Source organism: Bifidobacterium sp. ESL0690, assembly GCF_029392315.1.
GTDB lineage: Bacteria > Actinomycetota > Actinomycetes > Actinomycetales > Bifidobacteriaceae > Bifidobacterium.
The window spans coordinates 2,440,427-2,464,967 of record NZ_CP113939.1 but is presented as its reverse complement, the minus strand read 5'-3'; the positions used below and the strand labels follow the sequence as shown (position 1 = coordinate 2,464,967).

The 24,541-nt window shown below is 55.9% G+C and carries 14 protein-coding genes; 10 read left to right on the top strand and 4 right to left on the bottom strand.

Annotation, left to right across the window (positions count from 1 at the left end; genetic code table 11):
• The first annotated feature begins 29 nt into the window (after positions 1-29).
• A complete protein-coding gene (locus OZX62_RS09535; protein ID WP_277175945.1) occupies positions 30-740 on the top strand; it encodes a PAS domain-containing protein in 711 nt (236 codons plus the stop codon).
• 569 nt (positions 741-1,309) lie between these two features.
• A complete protein-coding gene (locus tag OZX62_RS09530) occupies positions 1,310-1,726 on the top strand; it encodes a hypothetical protein (RefSeq protein ID WP_277175944.1) in 417 nt (138 codons plus the stop codon).
• A 66-nt stretch (positions 1,727-1,792) separates the two neighbouring features.
• Here OZX62_RS09530 and OZX62_RS09525 read toward each other — a convergent pair whose 3' ends face one another.
• On the bottom strand, positions 1,793-2,986 hold the full coding sequence (locus OZX62_RS09525) for an ATP-binding protein (RefSeq protein WP_277175943.1): 1,194 nt from the start codon (positions 2,984-2,986) through the stop codon (positions 1,793-1,795).
• Positions 2,987-3,392: 406 nt separating this feature from the next.
• On the opposite strand from OZX62_RS09525, the gene OZX62_RS09520 reads away from it, so the two are divergent.
• The gene (locus OZX62_RS09520) at positions 3,393-4,850 is read left to right on the top strand and encodes a DUF5067 domain-containing protein (RefSeq protein WP_277175942.1); all 1,458 of its coding nucleotides are present in this window, start codon (positions 3,393-3,395) and stop codon (positions 4,848-4,850) included.
• An 88-nt stretch (positions 4,851-4,938) separates the two neighbouring features.
• On the opposite strand, the gene OZX62_RS09515 is transcribed toward OZX62_RS09520, so the two are convergent.
• On the bottom strand, positions 4,939-6,477 hold the full coding sequence (locus OZX62_RS09515; protein ID WP_277175941.1) for an amino acid permease: 1,539 nt from the start codon (positions 6,475-6,477) through the stop codon (positions 4,939-4,941).
• Positions 6,478-7,193: 716 nt separating this feature from the next.
• On the opposite strand from OZX62_RS09515, the gene OZX62_RS09510 reads away from it, so the two are divergent.
• The 6 genes from OZX62_RS09510 (at position 7,194) to OZX62_RS09485 (ending at position 18,471) form a co-directional block, all read left to right on the top strand.
• Positions 7,194-8,732, top strand: a complete 1,539-nt coding sequence (locus tag OZX62_RS09510; protein ID WP_277175940.1) for an amino acid permease — start codon at positions 7,194-7,196, stop codon at positions 8,730-8,732.
• A 395-nt stretch (positions 8,733-9,127) separates the two neighbouring features.
• On the top strand, positions 9,128-9,331 hold the full coding sequence (locus tag OZX62_RS09505) for a hypothetical protein (protein ID WP_277142805.1): 204 nt from the start codon (positions 9,128-9,130) through the stop codon (positions 9,329-9,331).
• A 313-nt stretch (positions 9,332-9,644) separates the two neighbouring features.
• Positions 9,645-10,172, top strand: a complete 528-nt coding sequence (locus OZX62_RS09500; protein ID WP_277175939.1) for a transcriptional regulator — start codon at positions 9,645-9,647, stop codon at positions 10,170-10,172.
• A gap of 356 nt (positions 10,173-10,528) precedes the next feature.
• The gene (locus OZX62_RS09495; RefSeq protein WP_277175938.1) at positions 10,529-12,388 is read left to right on the top strand and encodes an ABC transporter ATP-binding protein; all 1,860 of its coding nucleotides are present in this window, start codon (positions 10,529-10,531) and stop codon (positions 12,386-12,388) included.
• A 237-nt stretch (positions 12,389-12,625) separates the two neighbouring features.
• Positions 12,626-14,461: an ABC transporter ATP-binding protein gene (locus OZX62_RS09490; RefSeq protein ID WP_277175937.1), complete on the top strand. Its 1,836-nt coding sequence runs from the start codon at positions 12,626-12,628 to the stop codon at positions 14,459-14,461.
• A gap of 476 nt (positions 14,462-14,937) precedes the next feature.
• On the top strand, positions 14,938-18,471 hold the full coding sequence (locus OZX62_RS09485) for a BspA family leucine-rich repeat surface protein (RefSeq protein WP_277175936.1): 3,534 nt from the start codon (positions 14,938-14,940) through the stop codon (positions 18,469-18,471).
• A 271-nt stretch (positions 18,472-18,742) separates the two neighbouring features.
• Here OZX62_RS09485 and OZX62_RS09480 read toward each other — a convergent pair whose 3' ends face one another.
• Positions 18,743-20,563: an MFS transporter gene (locus OZX62_RS09480; RefSeq protein ID WP_277175935.1), complete on the bottom strand. Its 1,821-nt coding sequence runs from the start codon at positions 20,561-20,563 to the stop codon at positions 18,743-18,745.
• A 414-nt stretch (positions 20,564-20,977) separates the two neighbouring features.
• Positions 20,978-21,871, bottom strand: a complete 894-nt coding sequence (locus tag OZX62_RS09475; RefSeq protein WP_277175934.1) for a hypothetical protein — start codon at positions 21,869-21,871, stop codon at positions 20,978-20,980.
• 203 nt (positions 21,872-22,074) lie between these two features.
• Between OZX62_RS09475 and metG the strand changes: the two genes are divergently transcribed.
• On the top strand, positions 22,075-23,952 hold the full coding sequence (gene metG / locus OZX62_RS09470; RefSeq protein WP_277175933.1) for a methionine--tRNA ligase: 1,878 nt from the start codon (positions 22,075-22,077) through the stop codon (positions 23,950-23,952).
• Positions 23,953-24,541 lie beyond the last annotated feature (589 nt).

Below are 24,541 nucleotides of genomic sequence, written 5' to 3'. Positions count from 1 at the left end.
CATACCATGGTTACGAATATGATGGGGGTATGGCAACAAAACGATTTTCTCGCGCTCGCAATGCGGAAGAGGAAAAACTTGATACGCAATTGCTCCAGCAATTCGTTCCGCTGGTCGAATTCCTCGGCAAAGTGCTCGGGCCAAGAAGCGAGGTAGTGCTTCACGATGCTTCCAAGGCCGACAAATCCGTTATCGCGATTGCCAACAATCAGGTTTCCGGCCGTCAAGTGGGGGCGCCTGCTACCGATTTCATGCTCAAGCTGTTGCAGGAAAGCAATTCGAAGGGCAAGGATTATGTCGTCGGCTACCAAGGAAGAACGGCGCTGAGCAAAAACGCTTTGATATCGTCCACGTACCTGATTCGGCGGAAGAAGCGGATTATCGGCGCTTTATGCATCAACACCGATCAGACTCCTTTCCTCAGACTGGAACGAGCGCTGGAGGAAGTGGGCGCGTCCTATTCATTTGCGGCCCAAGACGAGACGCCTCAGTCGCACGAGGAAGAAAATCTCATCACCTCGATTGAAGACGTCGCCACTGAAGTGATTGCCGATGCCAGCGCCAAGGCCGGCACGGGCGTCGAATCCTTCGGCTTGGACCAGCGCCTTGCCGTGATCTCGCAGTTGAACGACCAGGGCTATTTTAATTTCAAGGGTTCGGTCGCCAAAGTCGCCAAGCAGCTGGGCATCTCGGTATCGACGACGTACCGCTATCTGCATATGATCGACGATCAGCAATGAGTTTTCTTGCGCCGGCAAACTGATATTTCGTTTGTTGGGCTGCAAATTCAGCAAGGGTTGTCATCGGGTTTCTGCCCGATGGCAGCTTTTTTGATGCGTGGATAAGTTCAGAGTGCTTGTTGATAGCTGCTGATGAGCCGTTGCCGATTGTTGAATAGACCACTGATGGCTGTAGCTGATTGTTGATAGGCCGGAATAGGCCTCTGGCGGGCTGTCAAACAGCTGCCCAATAACTAGGCAGTTTCGTTGCGTGATACCTGCATTGCATTGTATGACGACATAATGGTGTGACGTACTTCACAACGAATAAAAACGGTTAAAACGTAATTATTGCCTTGATGTAATGCTGAAACGTTCTGCTGTATGGCGAAAGGTCGCGGCGGGGCGGATTCGCATCAAACCTTATGCGTGAAAACAGGCGTCATCTCGCGCAATACTAGGCAAAACGTGAAGACGGAATTGCGATACGCTACTTAGACATTACAAAAAAGAAAGCAATTTGTACCAGCGCGAGAAGGCACTACGAGTGCCGACAAGAGGCAACGCGCAATGTTCTAAGGATAACAGCCATGACCACACGTAACGATTTCAGCAAGCAGGGTAACGTCTTCAGTCAGCAAGGTGATTTTGCGGGCAAGCGCGATTCTGCAAGCAAGGGCGGCAGCCGCCCGGCCAAGCGCGGCATCTTCGCGCGCAAGCACAAGGACTTCGCAAGCAGCTACAAGTTCGTCGACACTTCTAAGAATTCCTCCAACAAGCAGGGCATTCTTTCCCGGCTCGGTTCATGGAAGCGCATCGCGGTCTTGGCGTTCGTCTTCGTTTGGGTCGCGCTCGCCTGCTTCGCCACGTTCAAGGCGTTCAACACCACGACTATCGTGACGGAAGATCCGCAAACGGTTTCCGCGACTTACGAGCAAAAGCAGTCTGATGCCGACAAGCCCGCCGCCGCGGTTCCTGCTGTGGATTCGGCTTCTGTGACGGCGTAGGTTCCCAGCGGTCGCGCCGATTGTGCGTTAATCCGCGACTTTCGGAATTTGCAACGAAAAGCGATGTTATTGATTGTCGAGCAGCCAGTCGAGCAGATTCTCCTGCTTGATGCCGTCGTGGTCGCCGTTGCCGATGCGGTCCAGAGTCAGCAGAGTTTTGGGATGGTTGTCGTCGATGTTTTTCAGCGGTGCGAGTTCGCGGCTGAGAGTCGCGCTGTCCAACACGGTCTGCGAAACCTGGAAATAATGAACCCCGTCGGCATCGGTGGCGCAAAAATCAATTTCCTTGGTGCCGATTTTTCCGATGGAAACGGTGCGAAAGCGCCGCAAAAGTTCAAGGTAAACCACGTTTTCGATGCGATGGCAGGTGTCGCCGCCGGATTTGCCGAGGAACCAGAACCTGAACCCGGGGTCGCCCAGGTAGTATTTCTCAAGTGTTTTCATATAGGCTTTGCCCTTGATGTCGTATCGCTCGGCCCTGAAGAGTAGATAATTTTCGCAAAGCGCTGCTATATATTCGCGGACGGTGTTGGGGGAGATGCCCTTATGCTCCTGTTTCATCGTGTCCGCGATGCCTTTGACTGAGGTGATATTGCCAACGTTGTCGGCCAGGAATGCGGCTACTTCGTTGAAAGCAGGCATGTCGATTTTCGGGTGTCGCACCGCGATGTCTTTAACGAGAATGGTGTTGAACACGCCGCTAAGGTAATCGGCAATGCTTTGTTCGTCGTCGAGATAGGTGGTGTATGGCAGGCCGCCGTAGGTGAGGTAACGTTCGAACGATTGGTCGGTGGTTTCGGATTGTGGCCGAGTCGTTCGGTACTCAGCGAACGAAAGTGGGAACATGTTGAGTTCGACGTAACGGCCGGTCAGCAGTGTCGCAAGTTCGCTGGAAAGCAGCTTCGCGTTCGATCCGGTGATGTAGATGTCGGTATCGTTGCGGATATACAGTGCGTCCACGGCTTTCTCGAAGTGCTCGACGTGCTGGATTTCATCCAAAAAGATATAGTTCTGACCGTGTTGCAGACGCTTGACAATGTAGTCGTAAAGCGGCTTGGCTTCAGTTGGGTAGCTCTCATCGAGACTTTCGAAGTTGATGGCGATGATGTTTTTGGGATTGACGCCTTCTTTGGCGAGGCGGCCGCGGAAGATTTCGAGTATCTTCGACTTGCCGCTGCGCCGCATTCCCGTCACGACTTTGATGGGTTCCTTATCGCGCCAGCGTTCCAGCCAATCCAAATAATAAGGACGATCAATCATTTTCAGCTCCAAACCTGTCAGTCTGTTGACAACTTTAGCATGAAATTAAAAGTTCTGTCAGTCTATTGACACAACTTTTAGTTTAGGTATAAACCTGTCAGTCTATTGACAAGATTGATAGAAAATCGAAAGTTCTGTCAGTCTGTTGACAACTTTTGTGGGAAAGTTCGGAAATTGTCAGCCTGCTGACAGGATTTTGGATTCTCGCAGGTGCTTTGGGGGCGTAATGGATGAGGTTGGTGCGCGAGTTTGCGCCGGCGGCGGGTTGCGATCAGATTCGCAGAAACAGTGTCGTTTATACTGCTGGGGGCTCGAAAGAAGTTATATTGTGACTAAGATTGTCTATTATCAATAAAGGGAGTGGATGGCCCGCTGCCGGGAAGATTGTTGGAAGGATATAAAAACAATGCAGGAAGATAATAACCCATATGGTGGCGGCACGTCGCCGCAACCCAATACGCCATACAACGGCCAGCCGGTATATCCGTGGCAGCAGTCGGCGGATTCCGCGCCGCAGCAGCAGGCCAACCCGACGCAGCAGAATGCAAACCCGACGCAAGCGCAGCAGCCGGCGAATTTCGCGGCCCCGCAGCAAGCGCAGCGCATGCCGTGGCAGCAGCCAGTAAATTCGGTACTTCAGCAGTCGGATTCTGCACTGCAGCGCTCGTCGGAGCCAGAATCACAACAGCAGAACGCAAACCCGACGCAAGTACCGCAGTCGGCGGATTCCGAGGCGTCGCAGCAATCGTCGGGTTCGGCGTGGCAGCAGGTAGATTCGGCTTCAGAACAGTCGAACGGTTCGGCGTCGCAGCAGCCGTTCAATCCCGGACAATCGCAGCAATCTGAGACTCCGTCGTGGCAGCAGTCGGGCACGGCCCCTCAGCATTTGCAGGGCTCGTGGCAGCAGCCGGTAAATTCGGCACCGCAGCAAACAGCCGGCATGCCGGCGCAGCAGCCGATGGGGCCCATGTATCAGCAGCCAGTGGAGGTGTCGTCTCAGCCGCCGACCACTCCTGTCTCTGCGCCCCCGATGGGCACGTCATCCCAACCTCCAATGGGCACGTCGTCTCAGCCGCCGGCAGGCATGTCGCCGCAGCAGCCGTTCGGACAGGCGCCGCAGCGTCCGCGTATGGCCATCGTCTCGCTGATCCTGGGCATCGTCGCCATCGTTCTCTTCTGGATTCCCGTCGTCGGCATCGCCTGTGGCATCGCGGCCATCGTGACCGGCTTCATGTCCATGCGCAAGATCAACGCCGGAAGGCTTCCTGGCAAGGGTCTGTCAATCGGCGGTCTTGCTACCGGCATCATTGCCGCCGTCCTTTCGGTTATTGTGTTCATCGCCTCTTTCAATACCATCATGGACGCATTCAACGGCAATGGAACGACGAGTTTCTCTGATTCTTCCGCCATCTCGGCCACTCCGCGTGGCGACGATCAGCAGAAGAAAGAGCAGGAAGACTACAAGAACCCGGAAAAGAAGGTGCTGAAAGGCAGCGGAAGTTTCACGGATACCGAAGTGAAAATCGCCTCCGCCAAGCGGGGCCCGAAGGATCATGAGGGGAACTGGACGCTAATCATTACCTATCAATATAAGAATACGGGCAAGGAGAAGACTTCTTTCCTGAAGGCTGTTGACGATAGGGTTTCCCAGAACGGCGTCAATCTCGCAAAGGACTATCTTCCGGACAACACTGAGGGATACAGCTTCGATAGCTACGACGCTGATGTAGCGCCCAACGCCAGTTCGAAAGTCACTGTTGCCTACAAACTCGTCGACGGCTCAACGCCTGTGAATGTGGTGCTCGAGTCCGGGATTAATTTCAAAGAGGAGACATACGTTACGCAAACCATCAACATTAAGTGATGGAACAACGGCTTTTGTAATAGAAAACCGTGATTGAAAATCTGCTCCCAAAGGTTTGAATATCTTTGGGAGCAGATTTTTGTTGTTTCTAGGAGTTTGCCGCACTCTTTTCGCGCTTCTCTTTCAGCACTTCGGGGCGGGCGGAGGAGACGTCCATATCCTTGAGCTTGACGATGTGGGTGTGGTGCGTGAACTTGAAGCCGAAGTAGAGGATGGCGACGAGAATGACGCTGAAATAGGTCATCAGCAGCTCGCCCACATTGCCGGAAGCGAAGGCGGGGAGATCCTGGCCGCAGATCACGACGAGGCAGATTACGATGGCGAGAATCGGGCCGAGCGGGAAGAGTTTCGCGTGGTACTTCAACTCGGAGAGCTTGTGGCCCTGCAGCTTGAATGCGCGGCGGAAGCGAAAGTGGCTTAGCGCGATGCCCATCCACGAGATGAAGCCGGTCAGGCCGGTTGCGGTAACGAGCCACATATAGAACTTTGGTCCGAAAATGCTCGACGAGAACGCCAGCGCCTCGATGCAGAGCGTGGTAATCAATGCCGCCAGCGGCACCCCGCGCTTGGTGGTGGTGCCGAGGAATTTCGGCGCGTAACCGTCTTTCGCCATGCCGTAGAGCATGCGGCTTGAGGCGTAGGCTCCCGTGTTGACGGCTGACAAAATCGAGGTCAGCACCACGGCGTTCATGATGCTTGCCGCACCCGCCAAGCCGGCCTTTTCGAAGACGATGGTGAACGGCGACATCGCGATGTTGGTGTCGGAAGCGCCGAGGAGGTTCTTGTCGGTATACGGAATGATTGCCGCAATCACGAAAATCGAAAGCAGATAGAACAGCACGATACGCCAGAAGACGTTGTTGATGGCCTTCGGCACCGCCTGGCTTGGGTTCTCGGATTCCCCGGCAGTAACGCCTACGACTTCCGTGCCTTGGAACGAGTAGCCGGCGATGAGGAAGACGCCCATGATGGCGGGCAGGCCGCCGATGAACGGCCCTCCTTTATAGGTGAAGTTCTTGAATCCGACGGCCGGTTGGAACATGATGCCGCAGATCATCATCAGACCCACCACGATGAAGATGATGATGGTGACCACTTTGATCAGCGCCAACCAGAATTCGGTCTCGCCGAACGCGGAGACCACGAAGGCGTTGAGACAGAAGATGATCACGAGCATGGTCAGGCTCCATACCCAACCCGGTGATTTCGGGAACCAATATTGCATCAAAAGCGCGGCGGTCGAGATGTCGGTGGCGCCGGAAATCGCCCAGTTGAGCCAGTAGTCCCAGCCCATCGCAAACCCCAGCGCGGGGTCGACGTATTTCGAGCTATACACCGAGAACGAGCCGGAGACCGGCATGTTCGTGGCGAGCTCGCCGAGGCTGGTCATCAGGAAGTAGACCATGATGCCCATGGCCGCGTAGGCCACGAGTCCGCCGCCAGGTCCGGCCTGTGCGATGGTGCCGCCGGAGGTCATAAAGAGGCCGGTGCCGATGCACCCGCCGAGCGCAATCATCGAGATATGGCGGGTTTTGAGCTTGCGGACAACTCGGTTGCCGCCTTGATTTTGTGGTTTGCCAGCTTGCGTATTGTTGCCGGAAGCGGCGTTTGCGTTGTTGCTGCTCATGCTTTGGCCGCCATCGCGAGTAGGAATGTCGTCATCGTCAAAGGGGCGTGGTGGTGGCTTGCGTTGGGCATATACCTTATACTCAAACCGTTGCCGCCTCTACTGCTCGTAGCGTTACTTCTTGCTGTGCCCGACTCGCTGGTCATGTGGCGCTCCTCTTTCACGGGATTCCCTGCTCGTGTATTACATATCGCGTCCTTCGGCGCGATGTTTGCGATGGAAATAAAACTCATGGGCCGTTTTGGCCGTGACTGGCGGTCGGAATTTGCGGCTCGCTTGAAAATTCCCCCAACATTTCGAAAGTGTAAGGGTGCAAACGGATATTTGTGCGGATAGGTTCAGGATGCGGTGAAGCTTTCCGGTGATTCGTGGCGTCGTTCTGGTTTTGCGTTACGTATTAATGTGTTCCTGCGTCCCACCTGTTTCAAGCCAGTTTTGCTTTTTGTGATACAAACTCTCATTTATGCGTCGAGATAGTCCACGTTATGAGACGCGGCCCGAAACTTTTGCATTTCGGCTAAAAGGGAGCGATAACCCCTGAAATTGCGTGTTGCTTATGTGAAAGCGTCCAATTAATTTTGTCATTTTTTATCATATATCGTCATTTTGCCGGTGATAAACCCCGCAAAACCGGGCTTCGAAACCTTGATGTCATCTCTCGCGGCGTACTCTATTCACTATTGCGCGCATAAGCAGCAAGAAGCGAAGGGAAGATTATGACACAAATGGATGAAAGCAGGAATGCCAGAACCAATGCCGAAACCAACGCCAAAGCTGCAACCGATACCTCGGCAAACATCCGCGGTGGCAGCGCCGGCGAAACGACCAATAAGCTCGAGCGCGGCCTGAGCAACCGGCATGTCCAGTTCATCGCCATCGGCGGCACCATCGGCACCGGCCTTTTCCTCGGCTCCGGCAAGTCGATTGCGCTGACGGGCCCCAGCATCATCCTGGTCTATATCCTCGTTGGCGTGATGATGTTCCTTCTGATGCGCGCCATCGGCGAACTGATGTACTACGACCCGAACCAGCACACGTTCATCAACTTCATCGGCCGCTACCTCGGCTCCGGCTGGGGCCATTTCGCGGGCTGGACCTACTGGATCGTCCTTATCCTTATGGGCCTCTCGGAACTCACTGCGGTTGGCACATATTTCGTCACCTTCTTCGACACGTTCGGCTTCAACCTGCAAAAATGGCAGCCGCTCATCGAGGTCTGTTTCCTTGCGGTGCTCGCGATTATCAACCTCATCGCCGTCAAAGCGTTCGGTGAAACCGAATTCTGGTTCTCGATGATCAAGATCACCCTGATCGTCGGCCTGATCGTTACGGCAATCGTGATGGTTATTATCGGATATCACTATCCCGCCGTCCATATTCACGGTCTCGACCACGTCAGCCCCGCTGGTCACGCCGGTTTCGACAACATCTTTAAGGGCCTTTCGCTGGCCCCGAACGGCTGGCTGGCGCTTCTGATGAGCTTCCAGATGGTCTTCTTCGCCTACGAGATGATCGAGTTCGTCGGCGTCACCGTCTCCGAGACCAAGAACCCGCGCAAGGTGTTGCCGAAAGCCATTAACGAGATCATCATGCGAATCCTGATCTTCTACGTAGGCGCGCTTGTCGCCATCATGCTCATCGTGCCGTGGCGCACGTTCAAGCCGAACAAGGACGGTTCCTTCGCTTCCCCGTTCATCATGGTCTTCCAGTACGCGGGTCTCAACTGGGCTTCCGCGCTGGTCTTCTTCGTCGTGATCACCGCCGCGTCCTCGGCGCTCAACTCCTTGCTCTATTCCGCAGGCCGTCATCTCTTCCAGCTGGCCGAGGTCTCCACTTCGCCCACGCTGCGCAAACTCGGTGTCGTCTCCAAGCGCAAGGTACCGGCGCGTGCCATCGTGGTCTCCGCCTGCTTCATTCTCCTCTCGCCGATCATCAACGCGATTCCGAAGGTCTCCAACGTCTTCGTGCTCTTCTCCTCGGCCTCCAGCGCCGTGATCATCTTCGTCTACGTCCTGACGATGATCGCCCACCAGCGCTATCGCCAGTCCGCCGATTTCATGGCTGACGGTTTCGTGATGCCGGCCTACAAGTTCACGAACACGCTGACGATAATCTTCTTCGTGTTCATTTATGTGACGCTTTTCCTTTCCTCGGATACGCGAGGCTCGGCCATTGCCGGGCTGGTCTGGCTGGTGCTGTTCGGTGGCTATAGCCTGATTCGTTACCGCGGGAAAGAAGCCGAGCTTTTGGTTTGAAAGAACCATAACCGTTGCCGTTAAAAAACCTTCGATTGGAACGTTTGATTGCCTCGACGCACCCTCTCTCAGGCGGGTTTCGCTGTGAGCGAGAAAAATTTTTAAAAGGTTTTTAATGATTTTTCGGTTCGCGAAAGTATCGCAAAAAATACTTTTTCCGATAGTTATTATTGGAACCTAATTGTAAAAATCGTTGTGAAACGTGGGGTTTGAATCGGAAAAATGAAACGCCGTATTACCTAAAATTGTATTGGAATCCGAGTATATTACATTAATGTAATATGTGCAACGCTAGCTGGCCCTCGATTGGGCCTAAAACTGTTCCCGTTTGCCGGGAAAGTGATACAATAAAACTATCTGTAACGCAGATTTTCACGAACAAACGGAGGTAGGAAATGGCTAAGGCAGTTAAGGCACAGCATGGAGTTCGTCAGCTTCAGGAGCGCACTTGGTGCGTTCGTGCGACGTCGGAGCTGGCTGATTGGGTTCTTTCGGGCGCAGCGGACGAAGAGGTTCGTCCTTCTGCACTCATTCGCGAGGCGGTTGGCGAGTATCTGAAGCGTCATCACGCTGATCTTCGTCCGGTCGCCAAGGCCTGATTGAAATTTTCTAAAACTTTCCGCGTTTGCGCTTGATTTGCGCGGGCGCTGCCACTCGTCGCTTGATGCGGCGGGTGGTTTTTTATTGCCTTTTGGGGTGTCTCTCCGGCGAATCGGGGTTTGTCGGGAAGCGGGTTCTGTCAGTGTGCGTATGGTGTTGCGGTTGAGAAACGGCAAGCAGGCACTGCAGAGAACCGGTTCCTTGGCTGATGTAAAGTATGATACTCTTCACATTTGGTAAAATACTGATAGTGTTAGCTATTTAATGGTGTTAGCATTATGTACGCAATAATCTTCTAGAAACGGAATGGTCATGGGATTCGAACAGGAAGCGCTGCAAACGCTGCGCGATACCGTACATGGCAACAAATCGGCCATGTGGCACCAGGTCGAGGGCGCAGGCAAGGGCGAGCCGTTTGTGCTGCGGCATCTGCTTAAGCATGGCACCCAGACCCCTTCACGTCTTGCCGAAGCGTTGCATGCCAGCTCCGGCAGGATTTCCGCGTTGCTCGGCACGATGGAGAAAAAGGGCTATGTCACGCGAGAAATCGACGATCACGACCGGCGCAATATCCTTGTTTCCCTAACGCCGAAAGGCACTGAACAGGCTGAGCGCGACCGCGATGACATCGATTCCGTTGTCCGTTGGATTTTCTCGCAGATGGGGGAGCGCCGCACCCGTGAGTTCGTCGATCTCGCCCAGGAATTCATGACCTATATGTCGGTGTGCAAGCCTGGCGCTCCAAGGCCTACGGCCGAAGAGGTCAACGCAGCGTTCGCCGCCAAACGCGAGCAAAGCGACGAGAAGGCTGAGGCTGCTTCCACGCAGACTAACGGGTGATGCCCGGCTCCGGCCTTGCCGACGGATTCCAGTGCGGTGATGCTGGTAAACGGCATCTGGTGGTCAAGAGGAAGCCGTTTACCGGTATGAATGTGTTGGATGGGACTGTTGGTGCTGGTAAACGGCATCTGGTGGTTGGTAAGAGTCCGTTTCCCGGCAGTAAGTACGGTTTTCGGTAATCGGCATTTGCGGCCACGTGTTCATTCTGCAGATTCCTACGCGTTGGGTGAAAAGCAGGCATCATCCAGAAGTCGCGAGTATTGTACTTCAAGTCAAGAAAATATTTAACATCGTTAATCATTATGGGTGCTCGGTAATTACGACTCCGAGGCCAAAACCAATACGGAAGGGGATTCATGCTTCGCATCAGCAAATATCTCTCCAAAACGGAGATCGGGCAGCTGCTGCTGAGCCTTGCGTTCATCGCAGGGCAGGTCTTTTTCGACCTGAAGCTGCCGGACTACATGTCCAAAGTCACGGCGCTGGTCGAGACGCCGGGCAGCAAGATGATCGACATCTGGAAAGAGGGCGGCAAGATGCTGCTCGTCTCTCTGGGCTCGGTGATTTGCGCCATCGTCGTCGGCTATTTCATGGCCCGCGTCGGCGCTTCGTTCAGCCAGCGTCTGCGCTCGCTTGAGTTTCGCAAGGTGGAATCCTTCGGGCCTGCCGAAATGAGCAAGTTTTCCACAGCCTCGCTCATCACCCGCTCCACCAACGACATCACGCAGATCCAGATGTTCATCACCATGGGCCTGCTGCTCGTCTTCCGCGCGCCGATCATGGCCGTCTGGGCCATTTTCAAGATTGCCGGCAAGGGCTTCGAATGGACGGTCGCCACGGCCATCGCCACCGCGATCATGCTGGTTTTCGTCATTATCATCATGATCATGGTGATGCCGAAGTTCCGTTCGATGCAGCGCCTGACCGACAACATAAACGCTGTCGCCCGCGAGAACCTGACCGGCCTGCGCGTCGTCCGCGCCTATAACGCCGAGGATTATCAGGAAAACAAGTTCGCGCGTGTCAACGACGATTTGACCAATACCCAGCTCTTCACCACCCGCGCGATGGCCGCGATGAACCCCGTCATGTCCAGTGTGATGAACGGCCTCGGCCTGGCGATCTACTGGATTGGTGCCTACCTCATCAAGGACGCGGCGCTGCCGGCCACCAAGCTTACCGATTTCTCGAACATGGTCGTCTTTTCCAGCTACGCGATGCAGGTCATCATGGCCTTCCTCCTGCTGAGCATGGTCTTCGTGCTCTGGCCGCGTGCCGACGTTTCCGCCCAGCGTGTGCTGGAAGTGCTCGACACCGAGCCGAGCGTGAAGTCCGGAACGCTCAAAGAAGGCAAGCCCGGCGAGACCGGAACCGTCGAGTTCAAGAACGTCAGCTTTGCCTACCCCGACACCCGCGAGGCGATGCTCAAAGACATCAACTTTACCGCCAAGAAGGGCCAGACCGTCGCGTTTATCGGCGCCACCGGTTCCGGCAAATCCTCGCTGGTGAACCTGGTGCCGCGCTTCTACGACGCGACCGAGGGTGAAGTGCTCGTCGACGGCGTCAATGTCAAGGACTACGACATCAAGGATTTGCGCGACAAGATCGGTTACGTGCCGCAGCAGTCGGTGATGTTCAAGGGCACCGTGGCTTCCAACGTGAGCTATGGCGACCGGCCCGGCGACGCCGAGACCGTCGAGGTCGCCGACACTTCCACGGCCAAGGGGCGCAAGCGCGAATTGGAGCTGATTGCAGGCGAAGACAAGCGCGACGAACTAACGCCCGAACAAATGGCCAATGTCCGCGAATCCAGCGAGGTCGCGCAGGCCGACGAGTTCGTGGAGCGCATGGACGGCGAGTACGAGGCGCCCATCGCGCAAAGCGGCTCCAACGTCTCCGGCGGTCAGAAGCAGCGGCTTTCCATCGCCCGCGCCGTCTACCGTCACCCCGAAATCATGGTCTTCGATGACTCGTTCAGCGCGCTCGATTTCAAGACCGACCGTGCGGTGCGCGACGCCCTCAAGAAAGACGCCGCCGAGTCCACCAAGCTCATCGTCGCCCAGCGCGTCGGCACGATCATGGACGCCGACACCATCGTCGTGCTTGACGACGGCAAGGTCGTGGGCGAAGGAACGCACAAGGAACTGCTCAAGACCTGCAAGGTCTACAAGGAGATCGCCGAGTCCCAGCTGAGTCCCGACGAGCTGGCCGCATAATCTCGCGTCTACTGCTTGGGAACGGCATCTGGCGCATGCTCAGAGTCCGTTTTCCCGCAGGATTGTGTGGATGCTGCTGGTAAACGGCTCCTAGCTCGGGCTTAGAGTCCGTTTCCATGCAACACTGCCAACGCTGTGCTGGTAAACGGACTTTAGCCCACGCTTAGAGTCCGTTTCCCAGCACTAATGAAATCGCAACTGAAATAAAAGTAAAACGTCAATAGGAAAGTAGCCAAAATGCCAAGAATGAGGGGACCGGTCGAGAAGCCGGCTGATTTCGGCGGAGTGATGCTCAAACTCGTGCGTTACTGCCGCAAATACCTGCCCGTCATCATCATCGCGCTCGTTTTGGGCGCGGCCGGCACCATCTGCCAGATCATCGGGCCGGATCAACTGAAGAACATGACCAACGCCATCGCCAAGGGCCTGCCCGCCCTGGTGCACGGCAAGCCCGTGATGGGCGCGGTCGATATGGGCGAGGTCACGCGAATCGCATGGCTGCTGGTCGGTCTCTATGCCGGCTATGCCATCCTCGGCTACGCGCAGCACTGGATGATGGCCACCGTCACCCAGCGCATCGCCCAAAGCCTGCGCAAGTCGATCTCCGACAAGATCAACAAGCTGCCGCTCAAATACTTCGACCACACCAGCTACGGCGACGTGCTTTCGCGCATCACCAACGACGTCGACGCCATCGGCCAGACCCTGGGCCAGTCGCTGGGCATGCTCATTACGTCGATCACGCTGTTCGTCGGCTCGCTGATCATGATGTTCTACAACAACGTCATCATGACGCTTTGCGCGATTGCGGTCTCGGTTTTGGGCGTCGTGGTCATGCTGCTCATCATGCACTATTCGCAGAAATACTTCGCCCGCCAGCAGATCGCGCTCGGCGACGTCAACGGCCACGTCGAAGAGATGTACTCCGGCCATATCGTCGTCAAGGCCTACAACGGCGAAGCCGACTCCATCCGTCGCTTCGAGAAGTACAACAACGACCTCTACGATTCCGCGTGGAAGAGCCAGTTCCTCTCCGGCCTGATGGGCCCGATGATGAACATGATCGGCAACCTGAGCTTCGTCGCGGTCTGCATCGTCGGCGGCGCGCTCGCCATCAACGGGCAGATCGAGTTCGGCGTCATCGTGGCCTTCATGATGTACGTCCGCCTCTTCACCCAGCCGCTTTCACAGTTCGCCCAGGCCTTCCAGAACCTCCAGCGTTGCGCCGCAGCGTCCGAGCGCGTCTTCGGCTTCCTCGAGGAGCCCGAGATGAGCGACGAGAGCAAGAAGCCCGCGCTGCTCGGCCGCGACCCGAAGACCGGCAAGCCCGTTCGCGTGCGTGGCGACGTCGAGTTCAAGGACGTCAGCTTCGGCTATGAGCCAGGCAAGCCGATCATTCACGACTTCTCGGCGAGTGTGAAGGCCGGCCAGAAGGTCGCCATCGTCGGCCCGACCGGTGCCGGCAAGTCCACTATGGTCAACCTCTTGATGCGCTTCTACGATATTGACGGCGGCGCCATGTACATCGACGGCATCGATACCTCGACGGTCCCACGCGCCAACGTACACGACCAATTCTCTATGGTTCTGCAGGACACATGGGTCTTCCGCGGAACGGTCAAGGAGAACGTCGCGTATAGCAAGAAGGGTGTCACCGACCAGCAGATCGAGGACGCATGCAAAGCCGTCGGTCTTGACCATTACGTGCGCTCGCTGCCGCAGGGCTACGACACCGTGCTCGACGACAATTCCTCGCTTTCGCAGGGCCAGCGCCAGTTGCTGACGATCGCCCGCGCGATGGTGCAGGATGCGCCGATTCTGATCTTGGACGAGGCCACGTCGTCGGTCGATACCCGTACCGAGGAGCTGATCCAGAAGGCGATGGATGACCTGACGGTTGGCCGCACGAGCTTCGTGATCGCGCACCGTCTCTCGACCATCAAGGATGCGGACATGATCCTGGTGATGAACCACGGCGACATCGTCGAACGCGGCACCCACGACGAGCTGCTGAAGAAAGGCGGCTTCTACGCCGACCTCTACAACAGCCAGTTCTCCACGTTGGTCGCATAAGCGCCCGCAGCCGATGGTTTTATCAATCAATAAGTGCGCATCGACCCGCCCAAGCTGCTTGCCATTCGGTTCGGTTTGAGGCCAAGGCATTTTACATAACAAGAAGCCGTTCATTGCGTGGTAACGCGCAGTGAACGGCTTCTTTATTCCGTAAACGTTTATCGTTTTAAATAATACTGTTAACTTGTCGCCGAACCTACCGCATTGTTGAGGTGGATGTTCGGTTAAGTGGCAAATTTGGCAAAAATCCGCGCCGAAAGCTGATCAAGAAGGCGAGGCCGGCCTGATTGTATTAGATAAATATTATAGATATGTGTAGTTTTGGCTGGCAAGAATGTCGACAAGATTATTGTTTTCATACGTTCAGAGAAAAATCAACTGATTTATTAGGCATTATATTGCATTGTCTCTAATCTGCATTACGATAAACGTTAAACGAAGAGATGCAGCGTATCTCACTAAGAAGGTATCGAGAGATGAGTAGAAGGAGCACGAAACTTGTCGGCGTTCTGGCTGCTGCGGCAATGATGCTGAGCACCGCCGTCACTGCGTTGGCGCAGTCGACGGGTAGCAGCTCGGCTGACGGTGAGCAGACCAGCGTGCAGAGTACGAATGCCGCCCAAGGGCAGAATGGGCAGCGGCCCGGCGATAGCGGTTCGTCCAATGACGCGCAGCAACAGTCCACCGGAAAGCTAAGCCAAGCCAACGATAAGAAAGGCGATGCGGGTGCTGCCAAGCCAAGCGATTCCGCAAATGCCGAGGTCAAGAGGGACGCTGCTCCCGCGGCCCAGGCAAACGGCCCGGTGCAACGTCAGCAGCCCACGATCAGCCAGCAACCAGTGATCGGTCCGCAGGCCACGTGCCCGGGCGGTACGTGGGGCACGGCCAGCTATACCTGCGAGGTCAATTCCGATTCCACCTACACGCTTCACGTAGGTGCCGGTACGCTGGAAGCCAACTACCATGTCGATCATGATGGCTATCGACTGATGTCTGAAGTGCTGACCAACGTCAGCAAGGTGGTGTTCGACGATCCCGCCGATACCCATTTGCCTGCGGATAGTTCGTATCTTTTCGGTTATGACAAGTTGGATAATTTCAGTCCCAGCCAGAATCTGCTCACGGAGATCGTGGGTATCGGCGATGTCGATACTGCCCAGGTCACCGGCATGAGCGGCATGTTCGATGGCGCCACTCACCTGCAGTCGCTTGATTTGCACAAGTGGGATACGTCCCATGTGCGTTCAATGTATTACATGTTCTATGTGGATTCGGCACTTACCGCGGTCGGTGACATCGGCAATTGGAACGTTTCCCAAGTCGGGAACATGGAGCATATGTTCGCATATGCTAAAAGTCTTCAAAGTCTTGATCTTTCGAGATGGAAAACCAGCAATCTGAGCCGTATGGACAGCATGTTTATGGGCGCCCGCTCTTTGACCGGCGTCGGCAATCTGTCAGGCTGGGATGTCTCCCATGTCAACGATATGCAAGACGTCTTCTCGTATATGGATTCTCTGCAGTCGCTTGATTTGCACGGCTGGGACGTTTCCCATGTGGATTCCGTCGGGGGTCATGGAATGGATTCCCTGTTCGAAGCCGATAATGCGTTGAAGAGTGTGGACGTGCGAGGTTGGAACCCCAGCCATGTCGTCACGATGCAGCAGATGTTCATGGAAGACTGGAATCTGACTTCCATCCCCGGAATCGGAGGTTGGGATGTCTCTCACTTGCGCAACGCGGGCGATATGTTCGCACATGCCGGCAGGTCGGTGCAACAGGAGCCCGCCTGGGGAGCCGAAATCGCCAACTGGCACATTTCTTCGGCGTTGACCAGCGCATCGTACATGTTTGAATCGACCAATCTGACCAAGCTCGATCTTTCCCAATGGAACACGCGCTCGCTGACGGATGGCGAGGGTATGTTCGATACGCCTTGCAACTATTCCAACCAAGATGTTTGGCGTACCCACGGAATCCGTGATCTGATACTTGGCCCGGATACCGTCATCGATGCGAATTTCTTCAGTACTTATGAGGCTACCGGCCAGCCGCCGAGCGACCCGGAATTGGGATACAGCGGCCAGTGGATTCTCACGCATGACGCGGCTGGAAACGCGCATTGGCATGGCGAGCGTACCAATTCCGATGCTTCCGCGCAGTTTGCGGCGCGTACGCAAGGCAGCCAGCCGTTCGCGGGTGAATACCAGTGGGAGCGTTCCTATACCCTGCGTTATGACACGGGTAGTCTGCCCAGTGGGTCGGTCAGTGGCATGCCCAACCCCGCGGATTCGGTCTATTACGGTAAAACCGGCACCAAGGATTTGACTTTCGATTTCCCTGAAGGTGCCCCGACTGCAGAGCAGTACGACTTTACCGGTTGGAAGACCGACGACGGTATGGTCTATCAGGCCGGCGCCACCGGCGTTTCCCTGGCGCTCAAGGCCGGTGTCAATCACCTGACGGCTCAGTGGCAGCGCAAGCAGGTGCAGGTGCAGTACAAACTGACGATGGAAAAGAACGGGAAACCGGGAGCCGTCATCGATGGTGACACCATCACGCTCAGCAGCACGACGACCGATACCAGCCACACGTTCACGCTCAGCAACGACGACGTCTACACCGACACCAGTGGTCTCCACCAGTTCGTTTGCTGGTCGACGGAATCTGACGGAACCGGTATCAATTACCATATCGGCGATCCCGTCACGTTGAGCAGTGGCAAGCCGACATTGACGCTTTATACACAGTGGTCCACGCGTTACAAGCTGTCCATGGCTGCTCATGCTCCGGAAGCGGGGATTACCGTCAAACAAGATGAAACGTATACTGGCAATCCTTCGTTCTTTGTCTCTGCGTCCCCTGCAATTGGTTGGGCGATTCCGGCCAATTTGAATACGATATTCACGCTTCATGATGGCACTGGCGCCGATGTGACTTCGGACTTCGAGTTCACCGGATGGACCTATGACGAAGAAGGCAACGATAAAGTTACCGGAAACGCAGAGTCTAGCGAAACCAATCCGAACACTACCATCTACGCTCAGTGGAAGCGGGTCAGGGCCAAGAAGCAGTATATCTATTCGCTTGAGTTCGACACCAACCTTTCCGGTGGAACTCTCTCCAAGACATTCCCGACAGTGACCAGCGGCCCTAACAAGGTGGCAGACATGACCTATGCGTTGACTATTCCCAGCGAATACACGGTCGACCACGATGACAGCAACGGCCATGTGTTCCATGGCTGGACCGACAAGGATGGTCATACCTATCAGGCCGGAGATACGGTCAATCTGACTTCTGACCATACGAAGGTCAAGCTCTACGGCATTTGGACGGCTCGGCCCGGTCATATCACGCCTATCACCGGCCCGTCTATTCCGCAACAGCCTTCCCCGGTAGCTCCGTTGCCGTCTACACAGCCTGGGCAGCCCGGTGAGCCAGCTGAGCCGACTCAGCCTGCCGAGCCTACCCAGCCTGCAGGTTCGACAAAGCCGACGACTTCGAAGACCCCTGCAAAGTCCAAGGCTCCTTCCAAGGGCCGCCAGAGCGTAATTGCCAACAATAATGCCAAGTCGACGTCATCGGCTGTGCCGACGCAGGCCGTGCCTGTGCCCGTTCCTGTGTTCAGAACCAACGCGCCGACTATCGTCACGGTTCCTCGTGTTGCATCGCGGGCAGCTACGCCGCAAACCGCTTCTCGGGGCGCCGCTCCGGTCGTCCCGCAGCAGCGTAATCAGGCTGCGCCTCGGCGCCACAACCCTTGTGTGTCGGGCGACAAGCGTGCCAATACCGCAGCATTCATCATGCAGGCTTCCGGCAATGTCAACCTGGCTGGCAATGATGTCTGCGGCGGAGAAGAGGCGTTACCGGCCTCATCTGCCCTGAATCGTCCGGCGTTCCCCTGGTGGATTTTCCTGGTTTTGGCGCTGGTGCTTGCTGCGGCTGTCTATATTCGCCGGGAAAAGATGGTGTATGCCCAGCACCGTAGCGAGGTGTGCGATCGGTGATTGGGTTTATGCCGAGCAATGATAGGGCATAATCCCGCGAACCACGGCGACATCGCCGAGGCGTGGCGCCTACGACGGCGTCGCTGAATAAGGATCGCTTGCTTCGGCGCTGACCCTGCGACAACCGGGTTCTCCACGTTGTTGGTTTGGGTCTGGGATTGAAGCCTGAACGGTTCGGACGTCAAAAGCCGTTCACTACGTACTTATCGCAGTGAACGGCTTTTCGTATCGATGTATTGATGGATTAATGGCTCTGCAATAATCCCTTATTTCATTTCTTGTTGGATTGTCCGCCATCGGGTTTATTCGGCTTGGATCCGGTATCCCGAGAATCCGGCTTGGGATCTTTGTGTACGACCGGCTTGATGTTTTCCGGACGTTGGGGGAGCGTCTGGCCCACCGGAATTTCCACCGTGATCATCGGCATCGGCATCGTGCTGGTGTCGAGGTTCGGGTTCTGCTCCTGGGTCAGCACGAGTTCGCGTGCTTCCTCTTCGCTGCCCACCGTCGGCATGGAGCCGGGCAGCGGCGACTTGGAAGATTCGCGCATCACGATGGCGGCGATGCCGCTGAAAATCGCGAAGAACATGATATAGAAGCCGGGGGCGTCGTGGTTGCCGGTGAAGGTGATCAGTGCCTGCGAGACCAGCGGCGTGGTGCCACCGAACAGGGAGACCGCGAAGTTATAGGAAAGTCCCATGCCGGAGAAGCGCGACTCGGTGGGGAAGAGGGCTGGCAGCGTACTCGCCGAAACACCGGCATAGAAAGCTACAGGCACTGCGAGCATGGCCAGCGCGCCCTGGATCGACCAGAACGTGCCGTGGTGCAGCAGCTGGAAAGCAGGATAGACCAACACGAACGTCGAAACCACTGCGATTCCGTAGATCGGCTTGCGTCCGATGATGTCGGAAAGATGGCCGATGAGCGGCAGGCACAGTGCCATGATGATGAGCACCGGCACCGTTGCGGCGGCGGCCATCGTCGGGGTGGTGCCGACTTCCTCACGCAGATAGGTCGGCATGTAGCTGGTGAGCACGTAGCCGGCGGTGTTGGTGGCTGCGACGATGGCTACGGCGATCAGCAGGCGGCGCCAGTGGCGCTTGATGACGTAGAGCATCGTACCGGGGCGGTCCCAAGGCGATTCCTGACGCCATGCGGCTTCGCGCGCCTCGTGCGACCAATGCTCCTGCTCTTCCTCTTGACGTTGCTGGTGTGCGGCGAACTGCGGAGTTTCGGGAATATGCGTACGCAGCGCCATCGCGAGGATGCCCAGCGGAATGGTCAGCAAGTAGGGAATGCGCCAGCCGCCGTTGACCATCGCGTTCGCGCCCCAGCCGTGTTCGGCGATAAGCGTTGTGGCAGCTACCATCGCGGCGCCGAACGCCGAGCCGATGTAAGAGCCCATGTCAAGCCAGGCGCTGTAGAAACCGCGCTTGCGGTCTGGCGAGAACTCGGAAATGTAGGTGGTCGCGCCGGAGTATTCGCCGCCGGTCGAGAAGCCCTGCACCATCTGCAGTGCGTAAAGCGGGACGATGGCCCATACGCCGATTTGCTTGCTGGTGGGCAGAATGCCGATAAGCGCGGTGGAGACCACCATCATGCCCATCGTCAGGAACAGCACCTTCTGCCGGCCGACGCGGTCTCCGAGCGGGCCCAGAACGATGCCGCCTAAAGGTCGGACCAAGAAGCTCACGGCAAAGCCGAGCAGCATCACGATCAGGCTCATACTTTTCGGCAGTCCGCTGGTGAAGACGCTCGCCATCGTCACCGCGAGATAGCCGTAAATGCCGAAATCGTACCATTCCATGAAGTTGCCAACCACGGTGCCCGCGATGGCCTGCTTCAGCGTCTTTTCCTCGACGACGGTGACGTCTTTGGTGCGTAGGAACTGGCGGCGGACGTGGATTTTCTGCATTTTCGGTTCGTCGGATTCGGTCGCAGTTGACGAACCGGCCTTCTCGGAACCGGCTTGTGTCGAACTCACTCCGATATGTATTACGTTTTTGACGGTTTGAATCGGATGCACGCCGTGCTGGTTTTGTCCTGAGCCTTCAGAATCGCGGTTCTGCCCCTGATTGGCTGGTGATGACATGACGAATTTGTCCTTTCAACGCGCAATATGGCTCGTCTTATGGGCTTAGCGCAATTACACCATAATAACCCCTTACCGTTTTAATTTTATTGGTGGGCTTAATTGTCGAATTTTGCGTTATCGATTTTCGTTTATTAAAAATTGTCTGGCGACTGGTTTTCGAAATCCTGATCAACCCATGCCAGAAGCAGGCCATTTTGGGCTTACCAGTAACTGTTTTCTTGCAAATCCGCGAGACGATGCTAGAGGTCGGACTTTTAGAGATCGCCAGTGGCCAGTTTCTTACGTAAGCCGACGCGGAAGCTAGAAACCGGTCATTGAGGACTTGTCAGTGGCCAGTTTCTGGCACAACGCAAACCGGACGCAAGAAACCGGCCGTTATATATATCCTCGTGGTACCGTCTGCCTAACGTTCTAGAAGCAATACTGAACGGCTTTGAAGAACTGGCGAGCCTGTGGCACATTCGGCCAGAAATGGTTCTTTTCGAGTATCTCCAGGCATTCGGCTGGATCGATATGGTATTCCTGTACGATTGCGCAGGTCAATTCAGCACGTCGTTTGTCGGGTATGATGGCGGAGCTCATCAGCGCGATGTCGCAGGCTGTCCTGGTCGGAGAGGTCACTTTTAGCCCGGCGATGGAGCTCATTTGCCCTTCAGGGACGATGCGGTCGTAGGTTTTGATCGGCCGCCCGTAGGTCATCGAGCGGAAGTGCGAGGCCGAAATGATGTCGATGGCATCGGGGAAGGTGCCGCCCATCCATATCCATAGTGCGCTGCGTCCGCAGGCGATCGAAGGCCTTGGCACGACTTTGGTCATGATGATGCCTCGGCCGAAAAGCGTGTCGGAGTATTCGGCGAGATAGGCGTTGATATCGTCCAAACGATGCACCGCGCCGAAATCATCGAGCCGGTTCATGCTCAACGGTCCGGGCAGGTCGCGGTTGCTCATCAGCATCGGCATGGTGCGGTTTACGGGTGCTGGCATCACGGTTGTGCTGACGTTGCCAAAGTCCGTACTGGTATTTGTCGAAATGCCGCGTTCGGCGAGGTCAGGGACATTCTCTTCGAAACGTTCTTCTTCGCGGCGGATGCCTTCTCCGCCCTCGTCTTTGAGGGCTTTCGGTTTGCGATTGCGTTGTTTGCGTCCCAGAACGCCGGGGCGCCCGCTGCTGTTGCCAGAGCGCGTGGCTGGTTTTGCCTCGTTTGGTGGCGGAGGTCGGCCGGTGCCGGGGTACTCGCTTCGGCTTGCAGTCTCGCTGGCAGTGGAGTGATTGATGTGCTTTGTATTGATGGTTGTAGTGTTCATGGTCAGCAATATAGATAGGTCACCAAGGTATTGCAAATCGAAAATTGCAAAAAGTGGATATGTGCATAACTGGCGACCTGGCTTCAAAAAATGTGGACGACACAGTCAACAAGTGGCCTCGTTCCGCTCATTGTCTCAATTCCATCGGTGCTCTTTCCTCCAAAGTTCGGTGCTGTCCCCGCTGCGCCCAATAATCGGTAGTTATGACTCATATTTTGGTGAACGTTGCATGGCCGTACGCGAACGGCCCACGCCATATCGGCCACGTGGCTGGTTTCGGCGTGCCGTCCGACGTGTACGCGCGCTACGAACGTATGAAGGGCAACGATGTCCTGATGGTTTCGGGCACCGACGAACATGGCACCCCGATTCTGGTCGAGGCGGACAAGGAAGGCGTGAGCCCGCAGGAGCTCGCCAACCGCTATAACCGTGTGATTGCCAAGGATCTCTGCGACCTCGGCTTGAGTTACGACCTTTTCACCCGTACCACGACGGGCAACCACGAGCATGTCGTCCAGGAAATGTTCAAGCAGTGCCTGAAGAACGGGTATATATATAAAGGTACGCAGAAGGTTGCGATTTCGCCTTCCACCGGCCGTACCCTGCCCGACCGCTATATCGAGGGCACCTGCCCGATCTGCGGCGCGGACGGCGCTCGCGGTGACCAGTGCGACAACTGCGGCAACGAGCTTGACCCGGACGAGCTGATCAACCCCGTCTCCAAGATCAACGGCGAAACCCCGGACTTCAAGGAAACCGAGCACTTCTTCCTTGACCTGCCGGCGCTCGCGGAGGCCAACCTCGCGTGGCTCAAGACTCGCAAGGGCTGGCGTACCAACGTCATCAACTTCTCGCTGGGACTGTTCAAAGAGGTCAAGCCCCGTGCCATCACCCGCGACATCGACTGGGGCATCCCCGTGCCGGTTGACGGCTGGATCGACAACCCCAACAAGAAACTTTACGTCTGGTTCGACGCGGTGATCGGGTATTTGTCCGCCTCCATCGAGTGGGCACGCCGCAAGGGTGACCCGGATGCGTGGCGCGCTTGGTGGAACGATCCGAAGTCTCCGGCCTATTACTTCATGGGTAAAGACAACATCACTTTCCACTCCCAGATTTGGCCTTCTGAGATGCTCGCTTATAACGGCGAGGGTTCCAAGGGTGGCGAGCCGGGAGACTACGGCAAGCTCAACATGCCTGAGCAGGTCGTTGCCAGCGAGTTCATGACGATGGAAGGCAAGAAGTTCAGCTCCTCGCGTGGCATCGTCATCTATGTCAAGGACATTCTGGCGCGTTATCCCGTTGACGCCGTTCGGTACTACATTTCCGTGGCCGGCCCGGAGACCTCCGATGCCGACTTCACTTGGTCCGAGTTCGTGCGCCACAACAACGAGGAACTCGCTGCAAGCTGGGGCAACCTCGTCAACCGCGTTGCCAACCTCATGTACAAGAACTTCGGCGAGATTCCGGAGCTTGACGAGGATTCCATGACAGCAGAGGACCGTGCGCTTCTGGAAGAAACGGCCACAGCGTTCGACACGGTCGGCGGGCTCATCGAGCACCATCATCAGAAGAACGCCTTAAACGATGCCATGAAGGTCGTCGGCGACATCAACAAGTACATCTCCGCGGTCGAGCCGTGGAAGATTAAGGACGACCCGAAGCGTCTCGGCACCGTGCTGCATATCTGTGCCCAGGCCGTTTCTGACGCGAACCATCTGCTCGCCCCGTTCCTGCCGCAGTCCGCGCAGAAAGTCTGGGAGGCGCTTGGTGGCGTCGGCACGTTCTCACCGCTGCCGCATATCGAAGAGGTCGAGGATCTTGACAAGCCCGGCTTCAAGTATCCGATCATCACCGGCGACTACGAGCTCGGCCGCACAGTGCACCCGTGGCAGAGCGAGCCGTTGATTGCCGGCACCCCGGTTCCCAAGCCTTCGCCCATCTTCCAGAAGATTCCAAAAGAGGCCATCACCGAGGAGCTGACTCGTTTCGAGGCTGACTTGGAGGCCCGCAAGGAGGCCGAAGCCAAGCGCCTGGAAGAGGCCAAGGAAAAGCTTGCCGAAGAAGAAAAGGGCAAGTGATATCTTAGCGATACCGTCTAGTTAGGCGAGTGGATCGCGAATATATCTCTGCAGTACTTTAGCCCTGCCGCAGCAGCTTTTGCGGTGGGGCCAAAGTGTTTTCTCGTATGGAGTAGTCGCGATGTCTTATCTGGTTGTGGCTTCGCATCGAGTTGTGGCGTCTTATATGGATCTCGGTATCTGCCAAGTTTGTGCTTTGAGCTGAGCTTTGATAAGGGGACAAGTTTTCGCTGAAAACGGGGAGTTGTGACCTGTTTGTTGTTTATTTACGGTTGATTTGTTTACCGTTAGACATGAAAATGTGTTTGCCGTCACACATTTTGCCCTATCTTTACAAGATAATTACAATTTTCACAGACTTCTTTGAGTATCACATATCGTTTCTCCAAGGAAGATGCTGTTATATTAAAGATGTCAGCAGTTAAACCGCTGGCGAGATTCTTCTTTGAATCCCATAATTGAACCTTCTTCTCTCTTCTCTCGCCCGGCGGCTTTCTCTCCGCCGGGCATCTCTTTTTCTAAGTCTGGCTCACTGCTCGCCAATATTCCGCCGTAACGGTCGGGGAGTACTCCAAGTTGCAGCAATGAA

Excerpts from the sequence above, each read along its gene's own strand:
- OZX62_RS09500 (WP_277175939.1), top strand. The coding sequence starts at position 9,645 with ATGGGATTCGAACAGGAAGCGCTGCAAACGCTGCGCGATACCGTACAT.
- OZX62_RS09495 (WP_277175938.1), top strand. The coding sequence starts at position 10,529 with ATGCTTCGCATCAGCAAATATCTCTCCAAAACGGAGATCGGGCAGCTG.
- OZX62_RS09530 (WP_277175944.1), top strand. The coding sequence starts at position 1,310 with ATGACCACACGTAACGATTTCAGCAAGCAGGGTAACGTCTTCAGTCAG.
- OZX62_RS09485 (WP_277175936.1), top strand. The coding sequence starts at position 14,938 with ATGAGTAGAAGGAGCACGAAACTTGTCGGCGTTCTGGCTGCTGCGGCA.
- OZX62_RS09515 (WP_277175941.1), bottom strand. The coding sequence starts at position 6,477 with ATGAGCAGCAACAACGCAAACGCCGCTTCCGGCAACAATACGCAAGCT.
- OZX62_RS09520 (WP_277175942.1), top strand. The coding sequence starts at position 3,393 with ATGCAGGAAGATAATAACCCATATGGTGGCGGCACGTCGCCGCAACCC.
- OZX62_RS09525 (WP_277175943.1), bottom strand. The coding sequence starts at position 2,986 with ATGATTGATCGTCCTTATTATTTGGATTGGCTGGAACGCTGGCGCGAT.
- OZX62_RS09535 (WP_277175945.1), top strand. The coding sequence starts at position 30 with ATGGCAACAAAACGATTTTCTCGCGCTCGCAATGCGGAAGAGGAAAAA.
- OZX62_RS09480 (WP_277175935.1), bottom strand. The coding sequence starts at position 20,563 with ATGTCATCACCAGCCAATCAGGGGCAGAACCGCGATTCTGAAGGCTCA.
- OZX62_RS09490 (WP_277175937.1), top strand. The coding sequence starts at position 12,626 with ATGCCAAGAATGAGGGGACCGGTCGAGAAGCCGGCTGATTTCGGCGGA.
- OZX62_RS09505 (WP_277142805.1), top strand. The coding sequence starts at position 9,128 with ATGGCTAAGGCAGTTAAGGCACAGCATGGAGTTCGTCAGCTTCAGGAG.
- OZX62_RS09510 (WP_277175940.1), top strand. The coding sequence starts at position 7,194 with ATGACACAAATGGATGAAAGCAGGAATGCCAGAACCAATGCCGAAACC.
- metG (WP_277175933.1), top strand. The coding sequence starts at position 22,075 with ATGACTCATATTTTGGTGAACGTTGCATGGCCGTACGCGAACGGCCCA.
- OZX62_RS09475 (WP_277175934.1), bottom strand. The coding sequence starts at position 21,871 with ATGAACACTACAACCATCAATACAAAGCACATCAATCACTCCACTGCC.